Below are 26,553 nucleotides of genomic sequence, written 5' to 3'. Positions count from 1 at the left end.
AACAGGAGGTTTGCCCATGCGCGCGATTCTGTACCCAAGTGAGATATCCGGCCGCGTGGCCGCGCCGCCGTCCAAAAGCATGGCACACCGTGCGCTCATCTGCGCGGCGCTGGCCAAAGGCGAAAGCCGCGTGTTGAACCTTTCCGCCTCGCAGGATATCACGGCAACGCTTGCCGCCATGCGCCTGCTGGGTGCGTCCGCGGCGGATATGGACGCGCCGGAGTGCAGGCGCGGCGCCGCGGCGGCCTATGCCCATTGGAGCGGTGAGCGCACTGTCTCCGGCCCGGGCTCCCTTATCCTAAAAGGAACGGGCGGCCTGCCCTTTGCGCCGGTGTCCGGCCCGGTGGATTGCTGCGAAAGCGGCAGCACGCTGCGGTTTCTCATCCCACTCTTTTCCCTCACGGACGCGCCGGTACGCTTTACCGGGCGAGGGCGGCTGATGGAGCGTCCGCAGGGCGTATATGCGCGGATGTTTGCGGAGCGGGGCCTCGGCTTTGCGCAGGACGCAGACGGGATTACGGTGCGCGGCGCGCTGTCCGCCGGGGAATATACGCTGGCGGGAAACATCAGCAGCCAGTTCATCAGCGGGCTGCTGTTTGCTCTTCCGCTGCTTTCCGGCGCCAGCGTCATTCGAATCACGCCTCCGTTCGAGAGCCGCAGTTATGTGGACCTGACGCTGCGTGCGCTGGCCGATTTCGGCGTGCGGGCCGCGTTCACGGATGAAAACACCATCGCCGTGCCCGGCGGGCAGACGTACCGCCCCTGCGCGTACACGGTGGAGGGCGATTATTCCCAGGCCGCGTTTCTGGCGGTTTTGGGCGCGGCCCGGGGCGGCGTGGCCGTCACGGGCCTGCGGGAGGATTCTCTGCAGGGCGACCGGGCCATACTGGACATCCTGGCGCGCTGCGGCGCGCGCATCACCCGGACGGACGGCGCGGCGCTGTTTGAAAAAAGCGCTTTGCGGGGGACGGAGATCGACCTTGCGGACTGTCCCGATCTGGGGCCGGTGCTGATGGTGCTGGGCGCGCTGTGCAAAGGTGAGACGGTCATCCGCAACGCCGCGCGCCTGCGCATGAAGGAAAGCGACCGTATCGCCGCCATGGAGCAGGAGCTGCGAAAAATGGGCGCGGAGCTGTTTTCCACACAGGACACCGTGACCGTGCGCGGCGGCGCGCTGCATGGAGCGGACGGTTTATACGGCCACAACGACCACCGTGTGGTGATGGCGCTGGCCGTGGCCGCGTATGCGGCGGGCGTGCCCGCCGCCATCGGCGGGGCGGAGGCAATAAACAAGAGCTGGCCGGACTTTTTTGAAACGGTCCGCGCGCTGGGCGGAAAGGTGGAACTGACGGATGAATAAAGAGCGCAATATCTGCATCGTGGGCCTGGGGCTCCTGGGGGGCAGCTACGCCATGGGCCTGACGCGCGCCGGGTATACCGTCACGGCTGTGGACGTGCGGCCCGAGGCCATCCGTTACGCGCTGGAAAAGGGCATCATCGCCGCGGGCGCGGTGGAGGGCTTTGCGCCGCTGCTGGCCGGGGCCGATGCGGTGGTGCTGGGCCTGTATCCTCACGCGCTGGTGGATTGGCTTCGAAACAACCAGAAGCACCTCAAGCCCGGCGCGCTGCTCACGGATGTGTGCGGCGTAAAGAGCGGTGTGGTGGAGGAGATTCAGGGCTTTCTGCGCCCGGACGCGGAGTTTATTGCCAGCCATCCCATGGCGGGCAAGGAAGTGAGCGGCGTGGAGCACGCGGATTGCGCGATCTTCAAACCCGCGAATTTCATCATCGTGCCCACGGAAAAAAACACGCCCCGGGGCCTTGCCTTTGCGCGCGGCCTGGCCGAGACGCTGGGCTTTGCCCACATCGCGCAGCTCACCTGCGCCGAGCACGATAAAATGATTGGTTATGTCAGCCAGCTTACCCACGCCATCGCCGTCAGCCTGATGAACGCCAACGACAACACCCATCTGGCCGAGTACACCGGAGATTCCTTCCGGGACCTGACGCGCATCGCGAAGATCAATGAAAATTTGTGGAGTGAGCTGTTTTTCCTGAATAAGGAAAACCTGATCGCGGAGATCGACCAGTTTTCCGCCAGCCTGGAGGGGCTGAAACGTGCGCTTGTGGAAAATGACGAGACGGAATTGAAACGGCTGTTCGTGCAGTCCACTGCGCGGCGCAGGCTGTTTGATAAAAAACGGGAGGCGCGCTGAGATGAAGCTGGAGCAGATGCCGCGTTATCCGCTGCTGTGCGGCTTTACGCCGCTGCAGCGCATGGAGAATCTGGAGCAGGCGCTGGGCTGCGGCCCGCTGTACATCAAACGGGATGATCTGACGCCGCTGGGGCTGGGCGGCAACAAGACGCGCAAGCTGGAATTTCTGTTGGGAGACGCGCTGGCCGGGGGGGCGGACACGCTGGTGACCGTGGGCGGCGTGCAGACGAATCACGGCCGTCTGACGGCCGCCGCGGCAGCGAAGGCGGGCCTTGCCTGCACGCTGGTCCTGGACGGCGCGCGGCCGGAAAAGCTCTCCGGCAATCTGCTGCTGGACTGCCTGCTGGGCGCGTCGCTGGTGTACACGGACAGACGGAGCACATCGGCGGTCATAGAGGAAACGCTGGCTGCGCTGCAGGCCGCAGGCAGGGCGCCCTATTTCATCCCGGAGGGCGGCAGCAACGCCGTGGGCAGCGCCGGATACCTTGCCATGGTGCCCGAGCTTCTGGCACAGGCGGACAGCCTGCCGGTTCCCCCCGCGCGGCTGGTGTGCACCATGGGCAGCCTGGGGACGTTCGCGGGGCTGTGGCTGGGAGCCAGAGCCTTCGGCGCGCCGTTTTCCGTCACGGGCGTGGCGGTGAACCCCACAACAGGATACACGAGGGAAAAGGCCGCGGCGCTGGTGAATGAGATGAGCGCGGCCTACGGGCTGGACATTGCCGCCGCGCCGGAGGATATGGACATCATCTACGCCGACGCGGCTCACGATTACGCAGGCCCGGGCTACAACGTACCGGACGCAAAGACGCGCGGGGCCGTGGAGCTGCTGGCCCGCACGGAAGGCATTTTTCTGGACCCGTGCTATACGGCCAAGTCCTTCCGGGGCTTTTGCGATATTGCGCGGGAGCTGGACGGCGGAGCCATATTTGTACATACGGGCGGCACGCCCGCTCTGTGGACGCAGGAGCATCTGGACGCTTTTGCGGCGGACTACTGGAATTGAATCAGACACGGCAGAGTCATAACCACCAGCTAAGCTGGTGGCTTGAGCAGGCTCTATAAGAGCCTTTTACCGGCAGGCGTCTCAAGACGCACCGAATCCTCTTTCGTCTGCATCTCGCGCTCTGCCGCCCGTAAACGGGCAATTCGCTTTCCCGATCGCTTCACTCGACGCTTGACGCTAAAGCCTTTTTACGGGGTTCCTCCATCGGCATAGCCGGTGGTTTCCTTACTCAACAAAAGCGCCCCGGCACATGTGTGTGCTGGGGCGCTTTGTTTTGAAAGGGATCAGACCTGCGTGACTTCGCCGCCGTGCCGCGCGCGCATCCACGCTTCCAGTTCTTCGGCGGGCATAGGGCGCGCATAAACGTAACCCTGCACCAGGTCGCAGCCTATGCTGCGCAGAAAATCCACCTGTTCCGGCGCTTCAATGCCCTCGGCCACCGTCTCAATGCCCAGCTTGCGGGCAAGCTCCACGATGGATTCCACCACGTCGTGGGCGCGCTGGGAATCGTCCAGGAAAAAGCTGCGGTCCAACTTCACGGAATCCACCATGAAGGACTTGAGCAGCCCCAGCGACGAGAACCCGGCGCCGAAATCGTCCAGCGAGCAAAGGAAGCCAAGCTCATGCATGCGCCGGATGGCCTCTTTTACGTTCAGGATATCGCCGACAGTGAAAAAGATAGATTCCGTCAGCTCCAGCTCGATCAGGCCGCCGGGGATCTGGTACTGGTCCCGGATATCCGCAAACCGCTGCAGAAAATCCGTTGTCTGGAAATGCCGGCGCGAGAGGTTCACCGCGACGGGAAACACCGGCGCGCCTTGCGCCAGGCGGCCCGCAAGCATGGCGCAGACCTCCTCGAACACATACAAATCCAGCCGGCAAATGTCGCCGCTGCGCTCGAACACAGGGATAAAATCCGAAGGGTAGATAAACCCCTTCTGCGGATGCTGCCAGCGCACCAGTGCTTCGGCGCTGGCTACCTGCCCGTCCCGCAGACGGACCTTCGGCTGGTAATACACCTTGAAGTCCCGGTTTGCCAGCGAGCTGTCCAGCAGGTTGACAAGCTCCTTTTCAAGATGCATCCGCGCGGTGATGCCCGCGTCGTAGAACGCGCAGCGCCCGTTCTCCGCAGGCTTGCTTTTGCGGGCGGCGTCCGCGCGGTCCTGCATTACAGTGATATCGAGCCCTGGCTCCTGTACAAGGTAGGCGCCCGCCGGCAGCGTCAGATAATAGGGCGTCTCCCGCTGGGCGTTGAAAGCGTTGACGTCGGCGCGTATTTCCTCCAGCCGGGCAATGACGGCGTCCTCCCGGTGCTCGTGCAGGCACAGGAAAAAGTGTCCGGCCTCACCGCGCGCGGCGGCCTCGTCCGGCCGGATATGGCGTCCCAGCACCTGCATCACATGGCGCAGCGTATCGTTGCCCTCTTTGGGGCCGAAAATCTCATTGATGAGGCGGTAGTCCATCAGGTTCAGCGAAACAACGGTGAAGGCGCCAAGCTTTGCGCCATCCAGAACACGGCGGCAGGAATACTGAAAGCGCGCGTTGTTCATGCCGCCCGTCACCGGGTCCACAAAGGCGATGTGCTCCAGCTGGCGGCGGTGGCTGTAATAGATGCCGCACATAACGGCCAGGATCAGCGAAAACAGTACGATGACCGCGGTACTGAGCCGGAAGGTATGCTGGATGTATGCATCGGTATCATGGGAGATGATGTCGGCGGGCAGGATTGTGAGAAGCACCCAGTCAAACGTTTCCAATGGATCTTAGGACATGATCACGTCCACGCCGTCCGGGGTGGTAAATACGATTACTCCGCTCACATTTGCCTGCATATTGGCCTGCATCTCTCTTACGGCAGAGGCCAGCTCCGGATCCTTGTTTGCGACAAACAGGTCGTCCAGGGCGAAGAAAAAGTCCAGGTTTGTGGGAGAGATGACTACGTTGCTGTCGCGGTCAATAATACAGGAAACGCTGTTGCCGTCAAAGCCGTCGGTCGCGATCAGTGCCTGCATGTTGGCTTTGTCGCGCTCTCCGGCCAAAACGCCGAAAATGCTTCCCTCGTAGACGATGGGAACGGTATAAAGGATGCGCTGGTTTTCCAGAAAGGAAACGCCGCGTTCCCCTGCCGCGGAAGCCTCGAAGCCCGGCAGGCCGCTGAAATTATGCGTGGAAGCATCGGTGCAGATGCCCTCCCCCTCTACATCGCACAAAACAAGCTGCGTAAAACCAAGCATCTGTGCTCTCTGCTTTAAAAAATCCATGCGATGCTCAGCTCCGTCTATCCGCACAAGGCTGTCCGTTAACATTTCCAGCGTCTGCATCACATTGGCAAGCTGTGCGTCGATATTCTGAGCCATCTGGAAAGTCACATCGCTCACATAGGCCTTTGTTCTACGGTCCACGGCAGTCTGCAGGCCGTTGGCGTTTACCACAGAGAAGATGCACACGGCGGCGATGAGCACCGCCAGGAATACGATCAGCAGGCCATAAAGCGAACGGCGGAGCCAATTACGGGAATTGTGCCGGACAGGCATGCTCTGACGCCCCATAATCGTGAACCCTCCTTTGGCCGCACGGCCTGAAATATACAGCAGCGGCGCAGCGCCGAATATACTATAACTGTATAATATTTCAGTCAAAAAGACAAGCAATTGGCAGCTTTTTTATATAGAAAAAGTAAAAAGCAGCACCAGCGCAGAAATAAACTGCACTGGCGCTGCAAAAATAACCAGCCGGACTCAGACGCCGGAATAGGCGGAGAAACCGCCGTCGATGGGGATGACGACACCCGTGATGAAGGAGGCTGCCTTGTTGTTCAAAAGGAACAGCAGCGCGCCGTCCAGCTCCTCGCTTTCACCGAAGCGGCCCATCGGGGTGGCGGCAAGGATCTTGCCGGTGCGCGCCGTGGGCGTGCCGTCCGCGTTCCACAGCAGAGCGGCGTTCTGCTTGGTGGAGAAGAAGCCCGGAGCGATGGCGTTGCAGCGGATGCCCACTTTGGAGAAGTGAACGGCCAGCCACTGGGTGAAGTTGGAAATGGCGGCCTTCGCACCGGAGTACGCCGGGATCTTCGTGAGCGGAGTGTAGGCGTTCATGCTGCTGATGTTGATGATGTTGCAGCCCTCGCGGCCCACCATCTGGCGCGCGAACGCCTGCGTCGGGATCAGCGTACCCAGGAAGTTGAGGTTGAACACGAACTCCACGCCGGAAGCGTCCAGGTCAAAGAAGCTTTTGGTGTCGGCGTCGATGTCGCCTTCTTCAAAATATTCCTTATCGGTGGTGGCTCGCGGATTATTGCCGCCCGCGCCGTTCACCAGAATATCGCATTTGCCAAAGTCCTTTTCCACGGCGTCCGCCACTTCATAGCAGACGGCCTTGTCCAGCACGTTGCACTTGTAAGCCTTGGCAACGCCGCCCTCGGCGGTGATCTCATCCGCGAAGCTCTGCGCGGCTTCCTCGTTCAGGTCCAGCAGGGCGACCTTCGCGCCCGCGCGGGCCAGCGTTTTGGCAAACGCGCTGCACAGCACGCCGCCCGCACCGGTGACAACGGCAACTTTGCCGGAAAGATCGGTATCCAGTACATTTTTGTTCATGGGAATGACGCTCCTTTCAAAATTCAAATGGCGGGCGGCATGCGGCCGCCCGGCGTTTTGGCGGAATCAGCAAAAGCTGCGGGTTTCCTGCGGCCCATTCCGCAGGCTCCAGACAACCTGCTGGCGCAGCGGGCCGCGCGGCCTGTACGCCGGTTCGGCGGGAGTGCAAGCCCCGCCGGGCCGGAAAACATCCGAAGAAGCCGCCTTATTTGCGGTCCTTCTCGCAGGCTTCAAACAAGCCGTTGATATAAGTGGCCCCAAGGGCGCGGTCAAACAGGCCGTAGCCGGGCTTGCCCGTCTCGCCCCAGATCATGCGGCCGTGATCCGGGCGGACATAACCGTCGAAGCCCGTCTCCACCAGCGCCTTAACGATCTCGTAGATATCCAGGCTGCCGCAGCCGGACAGATGAGCGCGCTCCTCAAAGCTGCCGTCGTCCATGATCTTGACGTTGCGGATGTGCATGAAACCGATGCGGCCCATGGCGCTGTATTTGCGCACCATCTTGGCCACGTCGTTGGATTTGGCGCAGCCCAGGCTTCCGGTGCACAGGCACAGGCTGTTTGCGGGGCTGTCCACCAGAGCCAGGAAGCGGTCCAGGTTTTCCTCGCAGGTGATGATGCGGGGCAGGCCGAAGATGGGATAGGGTGGGTCGTCCGGATGAATGGCCATCACAACGCCGCACTCCTCGGCCACGGGAATGACCTTCTTGAGGAATTTCTCAAGGTTTTTCCACAGGCCTTCCTCACCGATGGCGCCGTAGGCGTTGATGAGTTCGCGCACCTCCTCCTGGGAGTAGCTGGAATCCCAGCCGGGCAGATGGATGTCGTCCTTCAGCGGGTCAAGGCCGTTCATCTGGTCCCAGTACATCACCAGGCTGGTGGAGCCGTCCGGCGCCTTTTTGTCCAGCTGCGTGCGCGTCCAGTCGAACACGGGCATAAAATTATACGTGACGCACTTTACACCGTACTTGGCGCAGCGGCGGATGTTTTCGCAGTACACGTCCAGCAGCTCGTCCACATTGTTGCGGCCGAGTTTGATGTCCTCGTGCACGGGGATGCTTTCGACAACATCGAACACAAGGCCGTGGGCCTCGCACTGGGCCTTCATCTTGGCCAGGCTCTCCTCGGGCCACACCTCGCCGGGCTTCACATCGTACACAGCGGAAACGATGCTGTGCATGCCCGGGATCTGCGAGATGTACTCCAGAGAAATGGGGTCGGATTCGCCATACCAGCGGAATGACATTTTCATAGAAAAAACCTCCCGTTTTGTTTTCGATACACTGGGGTGCGCAAAGCCGCAGAACGCGGCATTTTGATACTTTTAGTGTACCATACGGATTTACAATAAAAATTGTTATTATTGCTTGACGCATTGCGAAACTTGTCTTAAACTAAAAGCAAAGGACCGCTGGGGGACAGCGGCGGCACCGTCCATATGCGGTGCGGAAGGAGGGCTGCCGGTTGGCGGGCAAGGCACAGAATTTTACGCAGCGCCAGCACATGCTGCGCCCCGGATACGAGATCTTCCGCTACTGCGATTCCGAGCTGGGCGAGGTCTCGCTGCACCATCATGATTTTTACGAGATCTACCTGTTTCTGAACGGCAGTGTGGAATACAGCATCGAGAGCCGCATCTACCGCCTGCTGCCCGGCGACATCCTGCTCATCGGCCCCATGGAGCTGCACCAGCCCCGCATCGCGAAGGACCACGGCCCCTATGAGCGGATGGTGCTCTGGCTGGACAAGCGGTATCTGGAACAGCTCAGCACCCCCCAGACGAGCTTGACGCGCTGCTTTGACGCAAGCGCGCCCGGCCACACCAATCTGCTGCGCCTGCCGCCTGCCCAGCGGGCGGAGAGCCAGACGCTGATGGAACGCCTCGCGGCGGAGAGTGAGGGTGCGCAGGCCGCGGCCTATGGCAGCGATGTGGTGGCGCGGGCGTGCCTGCTGCAGCTTTTGGCCGGGCTGAACCGCTTTGCGCTGGCGGCCCCGGCCCGCCACGAGGTGGAGGACAAGGCGGGCCCTGTCGTGGCCGAGGTGCTGCACTATATCAACGAGCATTACCCGGATGAGCTGTCGTTAGACCTGCTCTCCGCAAAATTTTTTATCAGCAAATACCATCTTTCCCACGAATTCCACCGCCTGGTGGGTACCAGCGTATACCGGTACATCATCCAGAAGCGCCTTGTCATCGCAAAACAGATGCTGGCGAACGGCGTGGCGCCCACGGACGTATACGGCCATTGCGGCTTTGGGGATTACGCCAATTTTTACCGGGCGTTCAAAGCGGAATATCATATCAGCCCGAAACAGTTTCTGGGCCGGGCTGGAAATGAAAATACATTTGGAGGTTGACGCAAAATGTTTACTGTGACAAAAACCACTCAGGGCGCGTATACAGCCTATGTCCTGGCCGATACCGGCGCCGGCACCACCGCCACCGTCGTGCCCGAAAAGGGCGGCATGGTGACGAGCTTCACCAAAAACGGAGATGAATATTCCTGGCTGCGGGAGCCGAACTTCTCTCAGCCGGAGCGCCCGCGCTGCGCCATGCCCGTGCTGTTTCCCATGTGCGGGCGCGCGCCGCAGGACGCGAACACCTTCGGCGGCAAAAGCTATCCTATGATCATCCACGGCATCGTCCACTCCATGCCCTGGCAGGTGGTGGAGACGGGCGAGACGGACGGCGCATCCGTCACCGTGCGCGTCACGGACAACGCCGAAACGCGGGAAAGCTATCCTTTTGCGTTCAGCGTTACCATCCGGTATGTGCTCAGGGGCGGCGAGCTGCGCTTTGAGCAGACCTATGAGAATACCGGCAGCACGGACATGCCGTTCTCCTTCGGTTTCCACCCCTATTTCCGTGTTTCCGATGTGCGCAACCTGGAGTGGGATATCAAAGCCGGCCTGACGGCCGACCCGGACACGGGCAGAGACACGCCGTTTGAAGGCGTGGATTTCCCCTATGACGACGAGCAGACCACCCGCTATTACAAGGGCGTGCAGAGCCCCATGCGCTTTACAGACAAAGAGCTGGGCCACACCGTCACCGTGAAGTTTGACGGGAACTTTAAAAACGCCGTGCTGTGGAGCCAGTGCCCGCTGGGCTTCGTGTGTATGGAGCCGTGGAACGGATTCCCCGGCAGCCTTACCACCCCGGAACACGAGACGCTGGCCCCGGGCAACGCACTGAGCGCCGTTATGAGTATTGAAATTTAAGGCGATACCGTTTGCAAAGCAGCAGCCGCATGCCGGAAGTGTATTTCGGCACGCGGCTGCTGCTTTATGCATCGGCGGCCCGCTGAAGAAACCGCGCCGCCGCCGTCGTTTCGTCAGCAGAACACGAAAGGGAGCGGAACGGATGGAACAAACGGGAAAATTTTCAAACGGGCGGGCGGCGCTGGGGCTTCTGGCGCTGGTGATTCTGGCGGCGGCGCAGCTGGGCGCGCAGCTTCTGGCAAGCTTGCCGCTGATGGTGGGCGCACCGGTGTGGCTGGGCAATGTACTGGCCGGCGTGCTGTATGCGGCGCTGGGGGTGGCGGGGCTTTTGCTGCTGTGCGGAAAGGGCCTGCGCGTGACGCCGGAGGAATGCCGTCTTGCACCAGTGCGGCTGCGCCCTGTCTGGGCGGCGAGCGCGGTGCTGATGCCCGCGCTGGCGGCGGGCGCGCTGCTGTGTCAACCGGGACATTGGCAGGCTGGGTCTGCGGAGGACGCCGCGGCGGTGGCGGCGGGCGCGGTATTTTTCTTCGGCGCGGGCACGGGCATCGTCGAGGAGGCCGTGTTCCGCGGCGTTCTGATGACGGCCGTTGAGCGCCGCTGGAACAAAACGGCTGCGGTGCTCGGCCCCTCCCTGGCGTTTGCCCTGCTGCACGTCCTGGGGCGGGAGCTGAGCTTTGCGGGCATACTGCAGCTTCTTGCGGCGGGCACTGCGGTGGGCGTGCTGTTCTCGCTGGTGGCTTATGAGAGCGGCACGGTGTGGTGCGGCGCAGCCATGCACGCCGTATGGAATATGGTAATGATCGGCGGCGTGCTGCACATCGGCCCGGAGCCCGACGGATATGCGCTGCTCAATTATGTGCTGGACTCCGCTTCTCCGCTGGTAACGGGCGGTGATTTCGGCGTGGAAGCGTCTCTTCCCTCCATTGCGGTCTATCTGGGCTTCAGCGCGCTGGCGCTGGTGCGGCTGAAGCGGAGCAAGGCGTTTGCACACACTGCGTGAACAGCGCCCGGCCCGGGCTTGCCCTTCAGCCGGGGAGTGGCTGCGGGCCAAGTGGCAAAAAAACAACCGTCCCGGCACACACTGCCGGGACGGCTCTTGGCTATTTGTCCGGAGCGAAGGAAAACACCCGCCGCTCCGCGGGAATGCGGCGCGCCTTTATTCGGCCTGCCCGGCCAGCCTGGCCAGGTCCAGGCCTGTCACATCGCTGACAGGCACGCTGAACGCGATGCCGCGTTCGCCCGTACGGGCGAACGCCTCGTTGCAGATGGCCTTCATGATGGACTGCTTTTGGGCAGCGGCCGTCAGGATAAGCACTACGTCTTTTTCCGGCTGGATGGTGATGTGCAGGAATTTTTCGGCTTCCTCGCGGCTCAGGCCGCGCGCACGCGCCACAGTGCCGCCGCGTGCGCCCGCCGTCTTGGCCGCGGCCATCACGTCGTCCGCCATGCCGTGCTCCACCACGGAGATGATAAGCTCGAACTGGTTGTTTTCCGTCATCGGGGGAACCTCCCTTTCCACGTTGATCTCGGCGCGCACCCGGCCGCCGTCTGTTTGGCGGTTTGCCGCCGCGCTGATGCCGGAAAGCGGTACGGTGAATGCAATCCCCTTACCCGGCCGGGAAAAGCCAAGCGCCAGCGTCAGGTCCGCCAGCAGCGGCGCCACCAGAGCACCCGGCACAAGGCTGAGCACAATGTCCTTCTCCGGCTCGTCCAGCCCAAGGTAATCCATCACCTCGGCGCTGGCGGTGCCGTGCCCCAGCATCACCAGCTGCACGGCCACGTGCCGTGCCCGGCAAAGGTCCACTACGCGGTCGCCCTTGCCGCGGTCCACGATGGTCACCATGCAGCGCACGGGTGAAATGAAATCTGTCATGTTGCGTCCTCCCCGGCCGATACGCCGAATTCGATGATCTCCTCGTCCTGCACCGCGTGCACTTCGGCCGCTGCCGGCGCACGGCGCGTCTTGAACTGGTACACAAGGCCGATGATCTGGATGGTGATGAGCGGCGTCATGGCGACCATGGCCACGATGCCGAAGGCGTCTGTCAGAATATTGCCCCCCACGGCCTCGCACGCGCCCATGGCAAAGGGCAGCAGAAACGTGGCCGTCATGGGGCCGGAGGCCACGCCGCCGGAATCGAAGGCAATGGCTGTAAAGATCTTGGGCACAAGAAAGCTGAGGCCGAGCGCAAGCGCATAGCCCGGCACCAGGAACCACAGCAGAGAAACGCCCGTCAGCACGCGTACCATCGAAAGCCCCAAAGATACCGACATGCCGATGGAAAGCCCTGCCATCATCACCTTCTGCGAGATGGCGCCGCCGGTGATCTCCTCCACCTGCTTGTTCAGCACCAGCACAGCCGGCTCAGCCTTGACGATATAATAGCCGATGAGCATGCCCAGCGGCACAAGCACCCAGTTATAAGGCAGCTCGGCCAGCTGCTTTCCGATGTAGTTGCCCGCGGGCATAAAGCCCACGTTCACGCCCGTCAGGAACAGCGTCAGCCCCACCAGCGTGTACAGCATGCCCACCAGGATCTTTACCAGAGCCTTGCGGCGCAGCTTCAGGAAGAAGACCTGAAACACCACGAAAAACGCGAGGATGGGCGCCAGCGCCAGCAGGACCTCTTTCGCGTAATCCGGCAGGGCGTGGCCGAATTCCAGCCAAAGCTCCCGCGTGCTGGCAATGTCCGGAATGGACAGCGGCGTATAGCCGGCCCCTTCGGGGTTGTAGATCATACCCAGGATGAGCACGGAAAGGATGGGCCCGATGCTGCACAGCGCCACAAGGCCGAAGCTGTCGCTCTCGGCGTTTTTGTCGCCGCGCACGGCTGTCAGGCCCAGACCCAGCGCCATGATGAACGGCACTGTAATGGGGCCCGTCGTCACGCCGCCGGAATCGAATGCCACGGCCAGGAACGCGTCGGGCACGAACGCCGCCAGAGCGAATACCACAATGTAGAAGCCGATGAGCAGCCACGAAAGGTTCCATCCGAACAGGATGCGCAGGAACGACACCACCAGGAAGAACCCCACGCCGGCGGCCACCGTGAAGATGAGCACGCGGTCCGGCACCGCGGGCGTCTGGCGGGCCAGTACCTGCAGGTCCGGCTCGGCCACGGTGATGATCACGCCGATAACAAAGCAGGCCGCAACGATGAGCCACAGCCTTTTTGAGCGCGTGAGCTGTGTGCCCACCTGCTCGCCGATGGGCATCATGGCCATGTCCGCACCCAGCGTGAAAAAGCCCATGCCCAGAATGAGCAGCGCAGCCCCGGCCAGGAACAGCATCAGCGTGGAAAGTTCCATGGGCACCACCGTCATGCCCAGCGCCAGTACGATCAGGGTGATCGGGATGACCGCGCTCAGCGATTCGTGGATCTTGAGTTTCAGTTTCTTGTTCATATCTCGCCACCTTTCCATGCGTCCGGGAATAATACCATATGTATTAATATTATCATAAGGAAAGGGCGAAAGATGTTAAGAAAGTATAAAGATAATGAAACCGGTAGGAATTCCCCTTTGTTCGCGGGAGCGAAAACATAAAATCCCCCGCAGCAGGCGTCGTCCTGCATTCAGGGGATTTTATCCGTTCTATGTTTTTTACCGCATCTGGTCAAAACTGCGGCGGGCCGGATGTGAGGGCGGATCCTTATACCTCGTAATCACAGCACACGCGTTCGCAGATGACGCTGTGCACGAACTCCTTGACCTTGCAGTGGGCCGGATGGTCCGCGTATACGGCCAGCGCCGCGCGGTCCTCCAGCTCAGTGTACAGCGCCACGTCGTAGCCGTTGAAGCCCACGCCTACCTCGGCGCGCAGCAGTCCGGGCACAACGCCCACCAGTGCCTCCAGCTTTTGCTTCATGATGGCACCGTTCTCCGCCACCTTGTCCTTGTCGGTCAGGTTCCACATTACGATATGTTTAACCACTTTTTATTTCTCCTTTTAGTATAATTATTGCACACTGCCCGTGCAGCGTTTGTTTTCAACAGCATATCACGGTTTTTCTTCGATTTCAATGTCCTCCAGGCCAATATCGTTTTTGATGACGTTGCCCGGGGCGATGGAGGTCTTGCCGTATTTTCTGCGGATGGCGTCCAGGCTCTGTTCCAGCCGTTCCCGTTTTTCGTTCCGGGGACGCTCCGGCTCCAGCAGTGAGAGCTGGTGTCCCTCGCGTCCGTCCGTCAGGTTCAGCGCCGTAACCGTGAGCATGCGGATGGGCGCGTCCAGGCTCCAGTTGGCTTTTACCAGCTCCAGGGCCGCCCCGCCGATCTCTCGCGCCAGATGGGAGGGCCAGGGCAGCGGCTTCTGGCGGGAGATGCTTTTCAGGTCCGGGTTTTTGATGAGCACCTGCACGGCAGCAGCGTAAAGGCCGTGGGCGCGCAGGCGGGTGGCCACTTCGTCCGCCAGCGCATAAAGCCCGGCGCGCACGTCGGCTTCGCCCACCAGGTTGCGCTTGAACGTCAGGCCGTTTCCCACGCTTTTTATCTCCGGACGCTCGTCCGCGGTACGCACGGGAGAATTCTCCTCCCCTCTGGCGTAGGCGCCCAGCTCCGGCCCCAGCTTGCCCAGCGCCGCGCGCAGGTCCTCGTCCTTCGCCGCGGCCAGCTGCCCGATGTTCCGGACGCCCAGCCCTGCCAGTGTGTTTTGTGCCGAGCGCCCCACGTAAAGCAGCGTGTTTACGGGCAGCGGCCACACGATACGCCGGAAATTTTCCGTGTCGATGACCGTCACAGCGTCCGGCTTTTTATAATCCGACCCCAGCTTGGCAAATACCTTGTTGAAGCTGACGCCCACCGAGATGGTGAGGCCGGTCTCGGCCTTCACGGCCCGGCGGACGGCGTCGGCCACTCCGGCGGGAGAGCTGCCGAACAGCCGCCAGGTCTGCGTCATGTCCAGCCAGCTTTCGTCGATTCCGAACGGCTCTATACGGTCTGTATAACGGGCATAGATGGCGTTGACGGCACGGCTCATCTCCCGGTACTGCCCGTGGTGCGGGGGCAGCAGCTTCAGGCCGGGGCACTTGCGCAGCGCGCTCCAGACGGTTTCGGCCGTCTGGACGCCGTACCGCTTTGCGGGCTCGTTTTTCGCCAGGATGATGCCATGGCGGTCGTCCGGGCTGCCGCATACGGCCACGGGCACGCCGCGCAGCTCCGGGTAGCGCAGCAGCTCTACCGAGGCATAAAAGCTGTTGCAGTCGCAGTGAAAGATCACGCGCTGTTCTTCCGGCAAATCCGCCGCCCTCCTCTCAGGAACAGTACTGGACGATTCACAGCTGGCACCTTCAGCACGCAGCTGTCCGTTTGCGCGCCCGCCTTGCGCAGGCGCAGGGCCGTGCGTCCGGCCAAAGGCACGGGCGGCGTCTTTGCGGCTGTGCCGCCCCGCCCCCGCTTGTAAATTTTCCGCTCTGCTTCACAAAAATCCCCGTCAATACACAAACCGCGGCGGCCGGAGCCGGACAGCCTGCGCCCAAGACGCGGACTGCGGTTTTTGTTTCGTGCGGCGCAAAATTTTCCTGTGCGGTCCCGCGCTCCGAATTGTGCGGCGCCGGCCCAGGTTCCTTTTGCTTATTATAACATTTTGTAGTATAATACAAAATACATAACGGCGCATCCCGCGCCGTGGAAAAAACAGGTAAAAGCCGCATTTGAAAGGAGCTTTTGACATGGACAGCAATGTGAATAAAATTCTGCAGAATATCGTGAACACCGCCACCCTGGCCGCCGACGAGGCAAAGGCCGCGGTGCACAGCGCCGGAAAGGCCGTTGCCGGAAAATATGATGAAGTGAAGATGAACATCGAGCTTGCCCGCCTGTCCGACGAGCAGGAGGACGTATTCAGCGACATTGGCCGCATGCTGTTCCTCATGCATACGGGTGCCGTTAAAGATACGGTAATGAGCGACGAGGGCGAAAAGTCCCCGCAGCAGGTCATCGACGCGCTGCTGGTCTCGGCGGAGCAGGTACAGCAGGAGATGGACGTCATCACCGACAAGCTCACCGTGTGCCGCAACGAGAAAGTCTGCCCGTGCTGCGGCCGCATCTGTGGTGAGCACGACGCGTTCTGCGCGGTGTGCGGCACGCGCCTGTCCGAGGAAGAGCCGAAGGAGGAGAAAGCGCCCGCGGCAGAGCCGGAAATACAGCCCGCAGCCGCCGACGCCCCCGCGGCGGAGCCGGAAGCAGAAGCGGAGCTGCCCGCGGAATAAGCGCGGCGGAGAAAACAAATGACGTATACGATCTACGAATTGCTGTGCTTTTTTGTCATCTACTCGGTGCTGGGCTGGTGCCTTGAGGTATGCTTCTGTACCATCAATACGGGCCAATTCGTCAACCGCGGCTTTTTGAACGGGCCGGTGTGCCCCATTTACGGCTTCGGCATGGTGATCGTGCTGGTGGCTCTGACACCGCTGGCCCACAGCCTTCCGGTGCTTTTCGTGGGCGGCGCGCTGCTCACCAGCGCGCTGGAGCTTGCGGCCGGCTGGATATTGAAAAAGGTGTTCCACACCAGCTGGTGGGATTACAGCGACGTCCCGTTCAACCTGGGAGGGTATATCTGCCTGAAGTTCAGCCTAGCCTGGGGCGTGGCCGTGGTGGCCGTTATGAAAGGCGTCCAGCCCGCGGTGGCGGCACTGGTGCGCGCCGTGCCCCGCACGCTGGGCATTGTGCTGCTGTGTGCGGCAGGCGCAGCCTTTGCGTGCGACCTGGCGGTGACGGTGGCCGGCATCCTCAAGCTGAACCGCGACCTTGGGCATATTGCCGAGGTGGCGCGCCTGCTGCACGCAGGCAGCGACCGATTGGCCGAGGGCCTGGGCGACACGGCGCTGGCCGTGGACGGCAAGCTGGATGCAACAAAGCTGGACGCCGCCGCCCGCATCGACATCGCCAAAGCGGAGATCCTGGACCACCGCAACGCCGTGGCCCGCCGCCTTTTGAAGGCGTTCCCCAACATGCGCCCGGCCGAGCATGAAGCGCTGGAGCAGCTGAAAAGCTGGGTCGAGGAAAAAAATGCCGCTCTGCGCGCGCAGGCGGAAAAGGTAACCGGCAAAAAGAAGTGAAGAAGGAGCTTTATCCCACATGAAAACCACCCCGTTGAAAGGCATGAAAGACATCCTGCCGCGCGAGCAGCGCATCCGCGACTATGTGCAGGGCGAGATCTTAAAGACCTACCGCGCCGCGGGCTTCGAACGCATCTCCACGCCTATTATGGAAGACATGGAGAACCTGGACAAAAGCGACGGCGGCGACAACCTGAACCTGATCTTCAAGGTGCTCAAGCGCGGCGACAAGCTGGAAAAGGCGCTGGCCTCCGGCAGCGAAAAAGAGCTTTCCGACATGGGCCTGCGGTACGATCTGACGCTGCCGCTCTCGCGATACTACGCGGCCAACCGGGAGCAGCTCCCCGCGCCGTTCAAGGTCATCCAGACAGACCGGGTGTACCGTGCCGAGCGCCCACAGAAGGGCCGCCTGCGTGAATTCGTGCAGTGCGACATCGACATCCTGGGCGACGAAAGCCCCAATGCCGAGGTGGAGCTGATTGATGTGACGGCCCGCGCGCTGCTGGCCATCGGCTTTTCCGATTTCACCGTGCATATCAACGACCGCCGCCTGCTGCGCGGCATGCTCGAAAGCTTCGGCTTCGCGCCGCAGGCGCTGGACACCGTGTGCGTCACGTTCGACAAGCTGGATAAGGTCGGCCCGCAGGGCGTGGCGGCGGAGCTTGAGGAAAAGGCGATGCCCGCCGCGGCGGTGCAGGCGCTGGAGGCCTTTTTGGAAAAAGGCGCATTCTCGCTGGATGATGTATCCGCGCTGTGCGCGGACAAGAGCCTGGGCGGCTCGGTGCGTTATGTGTTGGATACCGTGGGCAGGCTGTCCGGCGGCCGGTATGCCGTCGAGTATACGCCTCCGCTGGTGCGCGGGCAGGGCTATTACACGGGGATGGTGTTCGAAGTAACGTGCGCCGCGTTTTCCGGCGCCATCGCGGGCGGCGGACGCTACGACGACATGGTGGGTAAGTTCCTCGGGCAAAAGGTGCCCGCAGTGGGCTTTTCCATCGGGTTTGAGCGCATCTGCTCCATCCTGCTGGACCAGGGCTACGCTGTGCCGGACGAAAAGCCGCGCCTTGCGCTGCTGTACGGTGCGGACGCGGATTTCGCGGACGTGCTGCAAAAGGCAGAGGCGCTGCGCGGAGAATACGCGGTGACGGTGCTGGCCGCGGCCAAAAAAGTGGGTAAACAGCTGGACCGTTTGCAGCAGAGCGGCTGCGCGGCTGCGTGCTTTTATGAAAAATATCCCGAGATAAAGCCGCTCGGGGAAAACGCGTGAGCGCTGCGGCCGGGGCGGGCGACGCCCAATACCGGAAAATGACGCAGACGCCCATCCCAAGGCTCGTTGCTACGCTGGCCGTGCCCACCATCATCAGCATGCTGGTAACGGCGGTGTACAATATGGCCGACACGTTTTTTGTGGCGCAGCTGGGCACCAGCGCGGCGGGCGCCGTGGGCATCGTGTTTTCGCTGATGGCCGTCATCCAGGCCATCGGCTTCATGCTGGGCATGGGCGCGGGCAATCTTGTTTCCCGCTATCTGGGTGCGAAAGAGCAGCGGCAGGCGGACTGTGCGGCGTCCACCGCATTTTTTACGGCGTTGGCCTTCGGCCTTGGCATCACGGTGCTGGGCACGCTGTTTCTGGACCCGCTCATGCGTGTGCTGGGTGCGACGCCCACCATTCTGCCCTATGCGCGGGATTACGCGCGCTACATCCTGTTCGGCGCGCCGGTCATGTGCGCGTCCTTCGTGCTCAACAACATCCTGCGGGGCGAGGGCAAGGCCATGCTGGCCATGGTGGGCATCGGCCTGGGCGGCGTGCTGAACATAGGGCTGGATCCGCTGTTCATCTATGCGTTCGGGCTTGGCATCGCGGGCGCGGCCATTGCCACGCTGCTCAGCCAGTGCGTCAGCTTCGCCATTCTTCTAGCGTGCTTTCTGCGCCGCAAAAGCGCGGTGCGCCTGCACATCGGGCAGGTGTCTCGCAAGGCGGAGGTGTACGCGCGCATCATCAAAACGGGCATGCCGTCCTTCTGCCGCCAGTCTCTGGCCAGTGTGGCCACGGTGCTGCTGAACGTGAACGCCGCCGTTTACGGCGACGCGGCCGTCGCGGCCATGAGCGTGGTGGGACGCATTTTCATGTTCGTGTTCTCGTTCATGCTGGGATTCGGGCAGGGCTTCCAGCCCGTTGCGGGCTACAATTTCGGTGCAAAGCGGTACGACCGGGTGCGCGGGGCCACTTATTTCACAATACTGGTGGGCACGGTGCTGATGAGCGTGCTGGCGGCGGCCGGTTTTCTGGCCGCGCCGGGCGCGTTGGCGCTGTTCCGCCGGGACGACGCGGAGGTCATCGCCATCGGCGCGCTGGCGCTGCGGGCGCAGTGCGTGGTTCTGCCGCTGTTCGGCGTTTCTACGGTGACGAACATGCTGCTGCAGGTGACGGGGCAGTCCGGGCAGGCGACGTTCCTGTCGCTGTGCCGCCAGGGCATTTTCTTTGTGCCGTTCATTCTGCTGCTGCCGCAGCTCATAGGGCTTTTGGGCGTGCAGCTCGCCCAGCCCGCGGCCGACCTGTGTACTTTCGCGGTGACGCTTCCGTTTTTGCTTTCATTCCTGCGGCGGCTGAAGCTGTGGGAACAGGCGGAACGTGCTGTGGCGGAAAAATAAGGATATGGAAAAGCCGCGGGGATAGCCCGCGGCTTTGTTCTTTCCTATTGCTTCAGTTTCCGCGATTCTTTCGCCAAACGCATTTTGACGGTTTCCATTTTTGAAATATACCGGCTGGCGTATAAAAACGTGCCGGCCACAAATCCCCGTGCAATGCCCACAATGGTTCCATACGGCTCCGTTTCCGCAAGTTACGCTACGTCCATCGCCGCAAAAAAAGCCATGCTGGCAAGTGCCATAACAAACATGGCACACATTCTTCTCGAAAAAACTTTCCGCTCGATATTGCTATAGTCTGCAATTTTCAACATCAATTCCTCTGCGCTGCCGTCTGTGCGCCCGCCTTTTCTTTCTCCATCCAATATCTCGCTGACTTCGACCTTATAGTATTTTGCAAGCTCGATCAACAGGTCGAAATCCGGCATGGTCGTGCCGTTTTCCCAACGGGAAATACTCCGGTTGGAGACGCCCCGCGTCTCAGCAAGCTCCGCCTGCGTGATAGCTTTTTCATTTCGCAGCGTTTTTAAAAAATGACCTGTTTTTGTTGATTCATAGTCCCTGTCTCCTTTCGCTCCCTAAGAATATCGTTTTCACCCGAAAAAGTACAGGTCACAGGCCGAGAGTTGTGGGACGGCAAATGCAAAACGGTGGATCTGTCCGCCTACAGATTCGCCGTTTTCACATCATTGTTTAAAAAACTCATGCGGTAAATTTTATGGCGGCCCTGCTTCATGCGGTATAAGCCCACAGATTTTTGATCTGCGGCTCCAAACGGCTGTACTCCCACAGGGATGCGCTGCGGGCGGGACTGTTGGGGTCTACGACGCACAGCAGCCCGTCCTGCGTGCCGGTCAGCACGATAAAATGTCCCGCCGTGGTAAAATCGCCGGGGCGCATGCTGCAAATGATGGGCTGCCCTGCTTCCAGCGCGCCGAACACGGCGGCTTCCGTGAGTGAAAGCTCCTGCGCGTACAGGCCAAAGTGCTCGCATCCGCTGCGCATCAGCTCCCAGCTGGTGCCGTCCGCGCCGGCATACCCCTGGCGCTGCGCCCATGCGGCGATGGCTGCGGGTGTGAGAGAAGCGTCCCCCGTCAGGCCGCAGGCCACCACCGAGAGCGCTGTCGGCCCGCAGCCCGTGATGGCGAGGATACTGCCTCCGTAAGGCGTGCAGCCCCAGCGCGCGTCCCATTGCAGCAGCGTGGGGAAGCTGCCGCGCACGGCCTCCTCCACCCTGGCGGGCGGCGCGGCGTCTATAAGGCTGGGATACGCCAGCACAAAGCCAAGCGCTTCCTCATTGCGGGCCAGCAGTGCGGCCACGTCGGCGGGCCAGCGGGAGGGCTCGTCCAGCATGGGCTGCACCTCGGGGTGCGCCGCGGCCAGCGTCTCGATGGCCAAGCGCGTCTGGGCGTCCCATTCGCCGCCCAGGCTCACAGATGCGGACGCGCCGCCCGTTCCCGCGCCGCTGTAAGGTGTGGCGGAAACCAGCGCGGGCCAGACCCGAGCCAGCAGCACCACCCCGGCGCACAGGCAGAGCACACCGCAGCAGCGCGCAAAAAAGCGCCGCGCGCAGTGCTTTCGCGCCCGTTTGCGGCGGCGTGCCCGGGCAGGGCGGCGGGGCGCGTCGTCATAGTGCAGATAACATGCAAGATCATTTTCAAAACGTTCGTTCACGGGAAACCATCCTCTCTGTGAGCCTATTATAGAGGACAAATCTTAAAATAGGCTCGAGCAGAGCTTACAAGTTTCTTAAGGCAACACCGCACAATTCACGGCTGAAGCCTTAAGCGTCGCCTCGCTTGCAGATTTTCCGGCAACTGTCACAAAAATGCTCGCGAATACACAAAGTATTCGCTGCGCTTTTTGTTTAACCTGCCAAAAAACCGGCCGGCGCGCTTCGACTCTTAGAATTGTGCGGTGTTGCCTTAATCCTGCCGCTGCCGGCTCGGAATGAGAAAAGCCCCGTGAACGCGGGTTTTCCGCTGTTCTTCCCGGCGTCTCGAAGGTCGGCCGCCGGGTCATAACGCTTTTCTGCCGCGCGTGTTGAACCATACCACGCTGCAAAGCACCAGCACCGCCCCGGCAAGCGAAAAGCCGGAAAGCCGTTCGCCATAGGCAAGCGCCACCCATACAGGCGTGAGGATGGGCTCGATGGCCGTCACCAGGCTGGCCGTCATGGGCGGCGTGGTGGCGATGCCCCTGGCGATGAGGACATAGGAAAGCCCAAGCTGGAACACACCCAGCGCAAAGATACATACCATGGGGACAAAGCTGAAATCCGTCTCGCCCGAAAGGAACGGAAGGCCGATCAGCGCGCCCGCCACCTGTCCCAGAAAATAAGACGACATCGCGTCGCCTTCCGGCTCGGTGTTTACCAGGAATACTCCGGCATAAGCCACGCCGCTGCCCAGTCCCAGCGCGTTTCCCAGCAGCGTGCCCGCCGCAAGGCCGTCCGCCACAAAGCAGCCGATGCCTGCAAATACCAGCACGCACGCGGCCACGGCGGCGCGCGGCGGCTTCTGCCCCTTGGCCAGCCACAGGTACAAAAGCACAAAAATAGGCGCGGTGTACATCAGCAAAATAGCGTTGGCCGCGCCCGCCAGCTTGGTGGCGAATACATACAGGTTCGTTGTCAGCGCAAGGCTCAGCGCGCCGCAGGCCACGGCTCCGTTCCAGCGCAGGCGCCGCCCGGCCCGCCACAAAAACGCGCCCGTGATGCACGCCGCAATGGCGTTGCGCGCGCCGTTGATGGCCAGCGGCGTCCACGGCACACCCTTGATGCACACGCCGCCAATGCTGCACAGCATCGCCGCCAGCGCCAGCAGCCACGCGCCGTTTTTCTGTTTCATGCCGCTTCCCCCTTTGCAAAAATGCGCCGCTTCACTCTTGCAAAGCGGGCGTTTGTGCCGTATCATAAAAAGATAACAGGCGCCGCGCGCGGCGGCCCATTCAAGGGTATGAAGCAGGGGTTGTCTGATATACGGAGGGGACGAAAATGAAACCATTTATCGCAGCGGATATTTTGCTGCCCGCACCGCAAACGGATATGGGCCTGTGGCCCGCGCTGGCGTGCGACCAGTTCACAAGCCAGCCCGAATACTGGCAGAAGGCCGAGGCGCTCACTCAAAACGCGCCCAGCACATTGCACATTACCTTGCCGGAGGCATATCTGGAAAGCCCGGATGTGGACGGTCGCATTGCGGCCATCCACACCGCCATGGCCGATTACCGCGCCCGGGTGCTCACACGCGGTGTCCACGGTTTTGTATATGTGGAACGCGCGACGCAAAGCGGTGTGCGGCAGGGCCTTGTGGGCGCTGTGGACCTGGAGGCTTACAGCTATGAAAAAGGCTCCGCACCGCTGGTGCGTCCCAGCGAAAATACCATTGTGGAGCGTATTCCGCCGCGCCTTGCCGTGCGCCGGGGCGCGCCGCTGGAAACGCCTCATATCATGATGCTGCTGGATGACGCTGCCTGCGGCGTGGTGGAGCCGTTCGCGAAAAAAAAGGCGGCGCTGGAAAAACTGTACGACACGGAGCTGATGCTGGGCGGCGGGCACATTGCAGGCTGGGCGGTAACGGACGCTGCGGACATTGCGGTTGTGGAAAACGCCGTAACGGCGCTGGGCACACAGGCGGCGTTCGACGCAAAATACCCGGACGCGGCCGGCCGGCCGCCACTGGCCGTCGCCGTGGGCGACGGGAACCATTCCCTTGCCACGGCCAAGGCGCACTGGGAGGAAATAAAGGCGGCCCTGCCGCCTGCCGCGCGGCAAAGCCATCCCGCCCGCTGGTGTCTGGTGGAGCTGGTGAATGTCCACAGCCCGGCGCTGGACATCGAGCCCATCCACCGCGCGGTATTCGGCGTTTCCATGACGGAGCTGGCAGGCGCGTTTTTGTCGTTCGCGGCGCGGCACGGCGCGCATGCCTGCGGCATGGCCGGGGCGCAGCAGACCTTTTGCTTTGTGGACGAAACGTGTGCAGGGCCGGGTACGGCGGAGCGTGTGGAGTGCCTGAAAAATGCGCCCTGGCCCCTGGCCGTGGGTACGCTGGACGCATTTTTGACAGAATTTCTGGCGCAGCGCCCGGGCGCGAAGGTGGATTACATCCACGGCGCGGACAATGTGCGCGCACTGGCGCGGGCAGGCGCGGTGGGCGTCATCCTTCCGGATTTCGCCAAGAGCGACCTGTTCCGGGGCGTCGTGCTGGGCGGCGTGCTGCCCAAGAAGACGTTTTCCATGGGCCATGCCGAGGAAAAGCGATACTACCTGGAATGCCGCCAAATCGCGCCGCAGACATTGTAAATTGCGGCCGGACGCGCTATACTGTTATAGATAAAGGCCGCCGCGCCGTTGTATCGCGTGGCCTTTGCCGAATGCCCCGCCAGTTTTGCTTCGCGTGGCGGGGCGCCGGGGTCTGCTCTTGAATTTGTGCCGACGCGAAGCGGCGGAATGGATGATTTTTATGGAAACAATGGGAAACCTGCGCCGTACCCACTATTGCGGGACGCTGCGCGCCAGGGACGCGGGCACACAGATGACGGTGGCCGGCTCCATCGCAAAATGCCGCGACAAGGGCGGCGTTATTTTTGCGGACCTGCGGGACACCACAGGCATCCTGCAGCTTATTTTTGACGATTCCACGGACCGGGCCGTGTTTGAAAAGGCCTCCGGCCTGAAAAGCGAGTATGTCGTTATTGCCGCGGGCACGCTGCGTGAGCGCGAGGCGAAAACGGACAAGATCCCTACGGGCGAGGTGGAACTGTTCGTCACCGAGCTGCGCGTGCTCAGCGGCGCGCAGACAACTCCCTTTGAGGTGCGCGACGGCATCAATGTCAACGACCAGCTGCGCCTGAAATACCGCTATCTGGATCTGCGCCGCCCCTCCATGCACGAGCCCATCGTGGTGCGCTCCAAAATTGCCAAGGTGGTGCGGGATTATTACGACGAGCAGCATTTTGTGGAGATCGAGACTCCTATGCTCATCAAATCCACGCCCGAGGGCGCGCGGGATTATCTGGTGCCCAGCCGTGTGCAGCCGGGGCATTTCTACGCGCTGCCCCAGTCGCCCCAGCTTTACAAGCAGATTTTGATGCTCTCCGGCTTTGACCGGTATTACCAGATCGTCCGCTGCTTCCGCGACGAAGACCTGCGCGCCGACCGCCAGCCCGAATTCACGCAGATCGACATGGAAATGTCGTTTGTTACAGAAGACGACGTGATGGCCATGAACGAAGGCCTTGTAAAGCGCGTGTTCCGGGAAGTGCTGGGCGTGGACGTGGAAACGCCTTTTCGGCGCATGCCGTACAGCGAGGCAATGGCCCGCTACGGCTCCGACAAGCCGGACACCCGCTTCGGGTTGGAGCTGCAGGATGTGACGGATGTGCTGCGGGAAAGCGGGTTTGCAGTGTTTAAATCCGCCGTTGAGGCGGGCGGCAGCGTGCGCCTCATCAACGCAAAGGGCCTTGCCGGCGCGCTCACCCGCAAGGAGATCGACAAGCTGGTGGACGTGGCCAAAACCTATGGTGCCAAAGGCCTTGCCTACACGCGCCTGACGGCGGACGGCGTGACCTCCAGCTTTGAAAAGTTCCTCTCCGAGGAGGAAAAGGCCGCGCTGCACAAGGCGGCGGGCGCAGAGACCGGCGACGTGCTGCTGGTGGTGGCCGATGCGAAAAACAGCACCGTGTTTGCAGCGCTGGGCGCGCTGCGCCTTGCCGTGGCAAATAAGTGCGGCCTCATCGACCCGGACAAATTCAACTTCCTGTGGGTGACGGATTTCCCGTTCTTTGAATATTCTGAAGAAGAGGGCCGCTGGATGGCCATGCACCATCCGTTCACAATGCCCCGGGCCGAGGACCTGGACAAAGTAGAGAGCGACCCGGGCAGCGTGCGCGCGCTGGCCTACGACATGGTGCTCAACGGCTGTGAGCTGGGCGGCGGTTCCATCCGCATCAATGATCCGGCCGTTCAGGACCGCATGCTCAAGGCGCTGGGCTTCAGCGAGGAGCGCGCGCGGGAGAGCTTCGGATTTTTGATGGACGCCTACCAGTACGGCGCGCCGCCCCATGGCGGTATGGCCTTCGGCTTCGACCGCATGGTGATGCTGATGCTGAAGCGGGATTCCATCCGCGACGTTATCGCCTTCCCAAAGGTGCAGAACGCGGGCGAGCCTATGAGCGGCTGCCCCGAGACCGTGGAGGAAAAGCAGCTGCGTGAGCTTTCCATCGCTTATGCGCCCATCGAAACGGAAGAATAAAACCAAAAGGCCGCTGCGGGAGTTCCCGCGGCGGCCTTTTGCCGTTTGTATGTAATTTGAAAAGGCATCAATCCTGCGGGCCGAGATAAGCCGAGCTGCCGAAGCCGAGGATGAGCGTAAAAATCGGCTCAAAGAAAAGCATGCCGATGGCAAAGCCCACGCCATGGCCAAATGCACGGCACTTGCGCACGACAAGCAGGATGTTGACAACGAACGCAAACAACAGCAGCAGCATCGCGATGAAAAACATGGCATAATTGATCGAGCCGTCCGCCTGAATGGAGAAGGGAGACAGCACGAAAGCCAGAACGGTAGCCGCCAGAGTGGCCCAGAAAAGATTCTTTTTCTTCCAGGAAATTTTATAGGTGATGTAGGTGCTGTAAATGGGGATGATGGATTTCCAGCCGGCTTCCCCGGCTTTGGTAAAGATCCGCCATGCGGCAACCACATGGAGCAGCCACCACACAAACCCCACGATCGAGTATGTGGCCAGCATGCTCAGGAAAAACACCATCATACTGTTATCCATAGACATACATGATTCCTCCACTTTTTATATTG

At 61.5% G+C, this 26,553-nt stretch carries 23 protein-coding genes and 1 pseudogene; 12 read left to right on the top strand and 12 right to left on the bottom strand.

The features are described from left to right. The first annotated feature begins 16 nt into the window (after positions 1–16). From aroA to IIY41_RS09685, 3 genes are read left to right on the top strand one after another with little or no spacing between them, the layout of a single operon-like run. Positions 17–1,360 (top strand): 3-phosphoshikimate 1-carboxyvinyltransferase, encoded by a 1,344-nt coding sequence (aroA, locus tag IIY41_RS09695; protein ID WP_287400518.1) that lies wholly within the window; start codon positions 17–19, stop codon positions 1,358–1,360. Then, positions 1,353–2,216 (top strand): prephenate dehydrogenase, encoded by an 864-nt coding sequence (locus IIY41_RS09690; protein WP_155200804.1) that lies wholly within the window; start codon positions 1,353–1,355, stop codon positions 2,214–2,216. The genes aroA and IIY41_RS09690 overlap by 8 nt, the downstream gene beginning before the upstream one ends. Position 2,217: 1 nt before the next feature. After that, complete coding sequence (locus tag IIY41_RS09685) at positions 2,218–3,219, top strand: pyridoxal-phosphate dependent enzyme (RefSeq protein ID WP_287400516.1); 1,002 nt, start codon at positions 2,218–2,220, stop codon at positions 3,217–3,219. A gap of 284 nt (positions 3,220–3,503) precedes the next feature. On the opposite strand, the gene IIY41_RS09680 is transcribed toward IIY41_RS09685, so the two are convergent. The 4 genes from IIY41_RS09680 to uxuA all read right to left on the bottom strand — a co-directional run bounded on the left by IIY41_RS09680 (position 3,504) and on the right by uxuA (position 8,061). After that, on the bottom strand, positions 3,504–4,958 hold the full coding sequence (locus IIY41_RS09680; protein WP_287400514.1) for a putative bifunctional diguanylate cyclase/phosphodiesterase: 1,455 nt from the start codon (positions 4,956–4,958) through the stop codon (positions 3,504–3,506). 24 nt (positions 4,959–4,982) lie between these two features. After that, entirely contained in the window at positions 4,983–5,768 is a 786-nt protein-coding gene (locus IIY41_RS09675) for a hypothetical protein (protein ID WP_155200801.1), read from the bottom strand. A gap of 189 nt (positions 5,769–5,957) precedes the next feature. Beyond that, positions 5,958–6,809: an SDR family oxidoreductase gene (locus IIY41_RS09670; RefSeq protein WP_050005185.1), complete on the bottom strand. Its 852-nt coding sequence runs from the start codon at positions 6,807–6,809 to the stop codon at positions 5,958–5,960. A gap of 205 nt (positions 6,810–7,014) precedes the next feature. Then, positions 7,015–8,061: a mannonate dehydratase gene (uxuA, locus tag IIY41_RS09665; RefSeq protein ID WP_009324061.1), complete on the bottom strand. Its 1,047-nt coding sequence runs from the start codon at positions 8,059–8,061 to the stop codon at positions 7,015–7,017. A gap of 212 nt (positions 8,062–8,273) precedes the next feature. On the opposite strand from uxuA, the gene IIY41_RS09660 reads away from it, so the two are divergent. The 3 genes from IIY41_RS09660 (at position 8,274) to IIY41_RS09650 (ending at position 11,031) form a co-directional block, all read left to right on the top strand. Continuing rightward, on the top strand, positions 8,274–9,167 hold the full coding sequence (locus IIY41_RS09660; protein WP_009324060.1) for a helix-turn-helix domain-containing protein: 894 nt from the start codon (positions 8,274–8,276) through the stop codon (positions 9,165–9,167). Between the two features lie 6 nt (positions 9,168–9,173). Then, positions 9,174–10,031 carry an aldose epimerase family protein gene (locus IIY41_RS09655; RefSeq protein WP_050005184.1) on the top strand — a complete coding sequence of 286 codons (858 nt, stop codon included), beginning with the start codon at positions 9,174–9,176 and terminating at the stop codon, positions 10,029–10,031. Positions 10,032–10,173: 142 nt separating this feature from the next. Further along, positions 10,174–11,031: a CPBP family intramembrane glutamic endopeptidase gene (locus IIY41_RS09650; protein WP_009324058.1), complete on the top strand. Its 858-nt coding sequence runs from the start codon at positions 10,174–10,176 to the stop codon at positions 11,029–11,031. 156 nt (positions 11,032–11,187) lie between these two features. On the opposite strand, the gene IIY41_RS09645 is transcribed toward IIY41_RS09650, so the two are convergent. From IIY41_RS09645 to IIY41_RS09630, 4 genes are all read right to left on the bottom strand, one after another. Then, positions 11,188–11,904 carry a P-II family nitrogen regulator gene (locus IIY41_RS09645; protein ID WP_287400510.1) on the bottom strand — a complete coding sequence of 239 codons (717 nt, stop codon included), beginning with the start codon at positions 11,902–11,904 and terminating at the stop codon, positions 11,188–11,190. Continuing rightward, positions 11,901–13,436, bottom strand: coding sequence for a DUF1538 domain-containing protein (locus IIY41_RS09640; protein WP_055080229.1), 1,536 nt, complete (start codon positions 13,434–13,436; stop codon positions 11,901–11,903). Before IIY41_RS09640 ends, IIY41_RS09645 begins: the two co-directional genes overlap by 4 nt. A gap of 247 nt (positions 13,437–13,683) precedes the next feature. Next, entirely contained in the window at positions 13,684–13,965 is a 282-nt protein-coding gene (locus tag IIY41_RS09635) for a Dabb family protein (RefSeq protein WP_009324055.1), read from the bottom strand. A 66-nt stretch (positions 13,966–14,031) separates the two neighbouring features. Continuing rightward, positions 14,032–15,267: a DNA polymerase Y family protein gene (locus IIY41_RS09630; RefSeq protein WP_009324054.1), complete on the bottom strand. Its 1,236-nt coding sequence runs from the start codon at positions 15,265–15,267 to the stop codon at positions 14,032–14,034. A 433-nt stretch (positions 15,268–15,700) separates the two neighbouring features. Between IIY41_RS09630 and IIY41_RS09625 the strand changes: the two genes are divergently transcribed. Genes IIY41_RS09625 through IIY41_RS09610 form a run of 4 tightly spaced genes read left to right on the top strand, consistent with a single transcriptional unit; the run spans position 15,701 to position 19,741 of the window. Next, entirely contained in the window at positions 15,701–16,240 is a 540-nt protein-coding gene (locus IIY41_RS09625) for a hypothetical protein (RefSeq protein WP_055080231.1), read from the top strand. A gap of 18 nt (positions 16,241–16,258) precedes the next feature. After that, complete coding sequence (locus IIY41_RS09620) at positions 16,259–17,089, top strand: putative ABC transporter permease (RefSeq protein WP_009324052.1); 831 nt, start codon at positions 16,259–16,261, stop codon at positions 17,087–17,089. 19 nt (positions 17,090–17,108) lie between these two features. Then, the gene (hisS, locus tag IIY41_RS09615) at positions 17,109–18,356 is read left to right on the top strand and encodes a histidine--tRNA ligase (RefSeq protein WP_287400507.1); all 1,248 of its coding nucleotides are present in this window, start codon (positions 17,109–17,111) and stop codon (positions 18,354–18,356) included. After that, positions 18,353–19,741 carry an MATE family efflux transporter gene (locus IIY41_RS09610; RefSeq protein ID WP_173022138.1) on the top strand — a complete coding sequence of 463 codons (1,389 nt, stop codon included), beginning with the start codon at positions 18,353–18,355 and terminating at the stop codon, positions 19,739–19,741. The genes hisS and IIY41_RS09610 overlap by 4 nt, the downstream gene beginning before the upstream one ends. A gap of 191 nt (positions 19,742–19,932) precedes the next feature. Here the strand turns inward: IIY41_RS09610 and IIY41_RS09605 are convergent. The 3 genes and pseudogenes from IIY41_RS09605 to IIY41_RS09595 all read right to left on the bottom strand — a co-directional run. Continuing rightward, positions 19,933–20,265 (bottom strand): annotated as a pseudogene (locus IIY41_RS09605) (helix-turn-helix domain-containing protein); the annotation flags it as partial. Between the two features lie 205 nt (positions 20,266–20,470). Then, a complete protein-coding gene (locus IIY41_RS09600) occupies positions 20,471–21,412 on the bottom strand; it encodes a C39 family peptidase (protein ID WP_242853468.1) in 942 nt (313 codons plus the stop codon). Between the two features lie 344 nt (positions 21,413–21,756). Continuing rightward, positions 21,757–22,587, bottom strand: coding sequence for a DMT family transporter (locus IIY41_RS09595; protein ID WP_009324046.1), 831 nt, complete (start codon positions 22,585–22,587; stop codon positions 21,757–21,759). Between the two features lie 146 nt (positions 22,588–22,733). On the opposite strand from IIY41_RS09595, the gene IIY41_RS09590 reads away from it, so the two are divergent. Together IIY41_RS09590 and aspS are read left to right on the top strand one after the other, a co-directional pair. Then, a complete protein-coding gene (locus IIY41_RS09590) occupies positions 22,734–24,041 on the top strand; it encodes a DUF1015 domain-containing protein (protein ID WP_287400505.1) in 1,308 nt (435 codons plus the stop codon). Between the two features lie 160 nt (positions 24,042–24,201). Further along, positions 24,202–25,992 (top strand): aspartate--tRNA ligase, encoded by a 1,791-nt coding sequence (gene aspS, locus IIY41_RS09585; protein ID WP_055080500.1) that lies wholly within the window; start codon positions 24,202–24,204, stop codon positions 25,990–25,992. A 67-nt stretch (positions 25,993–26,059) separates the two neighbouring features. On the opposite strand, the gene IIY41_RS09580 is transcribed toward aspS, so the two are convergent. Beyond that, a complete protein-coding gene (locus tag IIY41_RS09580; protein WP_009323977.1) occupies positions 26,060–26,527 on the bottom strand; it encodes a DUF5684 domain-containing protein in 468 nt (155 codons plus the stop codon). Between the last annotated feature and the right edge of the window lie 26 nt (positions 26,528–26,553).

This window comes from Ruthenibacterium sp., assembly GCF_017421385.1.
GTDB classification, from domain to species: domain Bacteria; phylum Bacillota; class Clostridia; order Oscillospirales; family Ruminococcaceae; genus Ruthenibacterium; species Ruthenibacterium lactatiformans.
The sequence above is the reverse complement of the archived record's forward strand: the minus strand, read 5'-3'. Positions and strand labels throughout refer to the sequence as shown.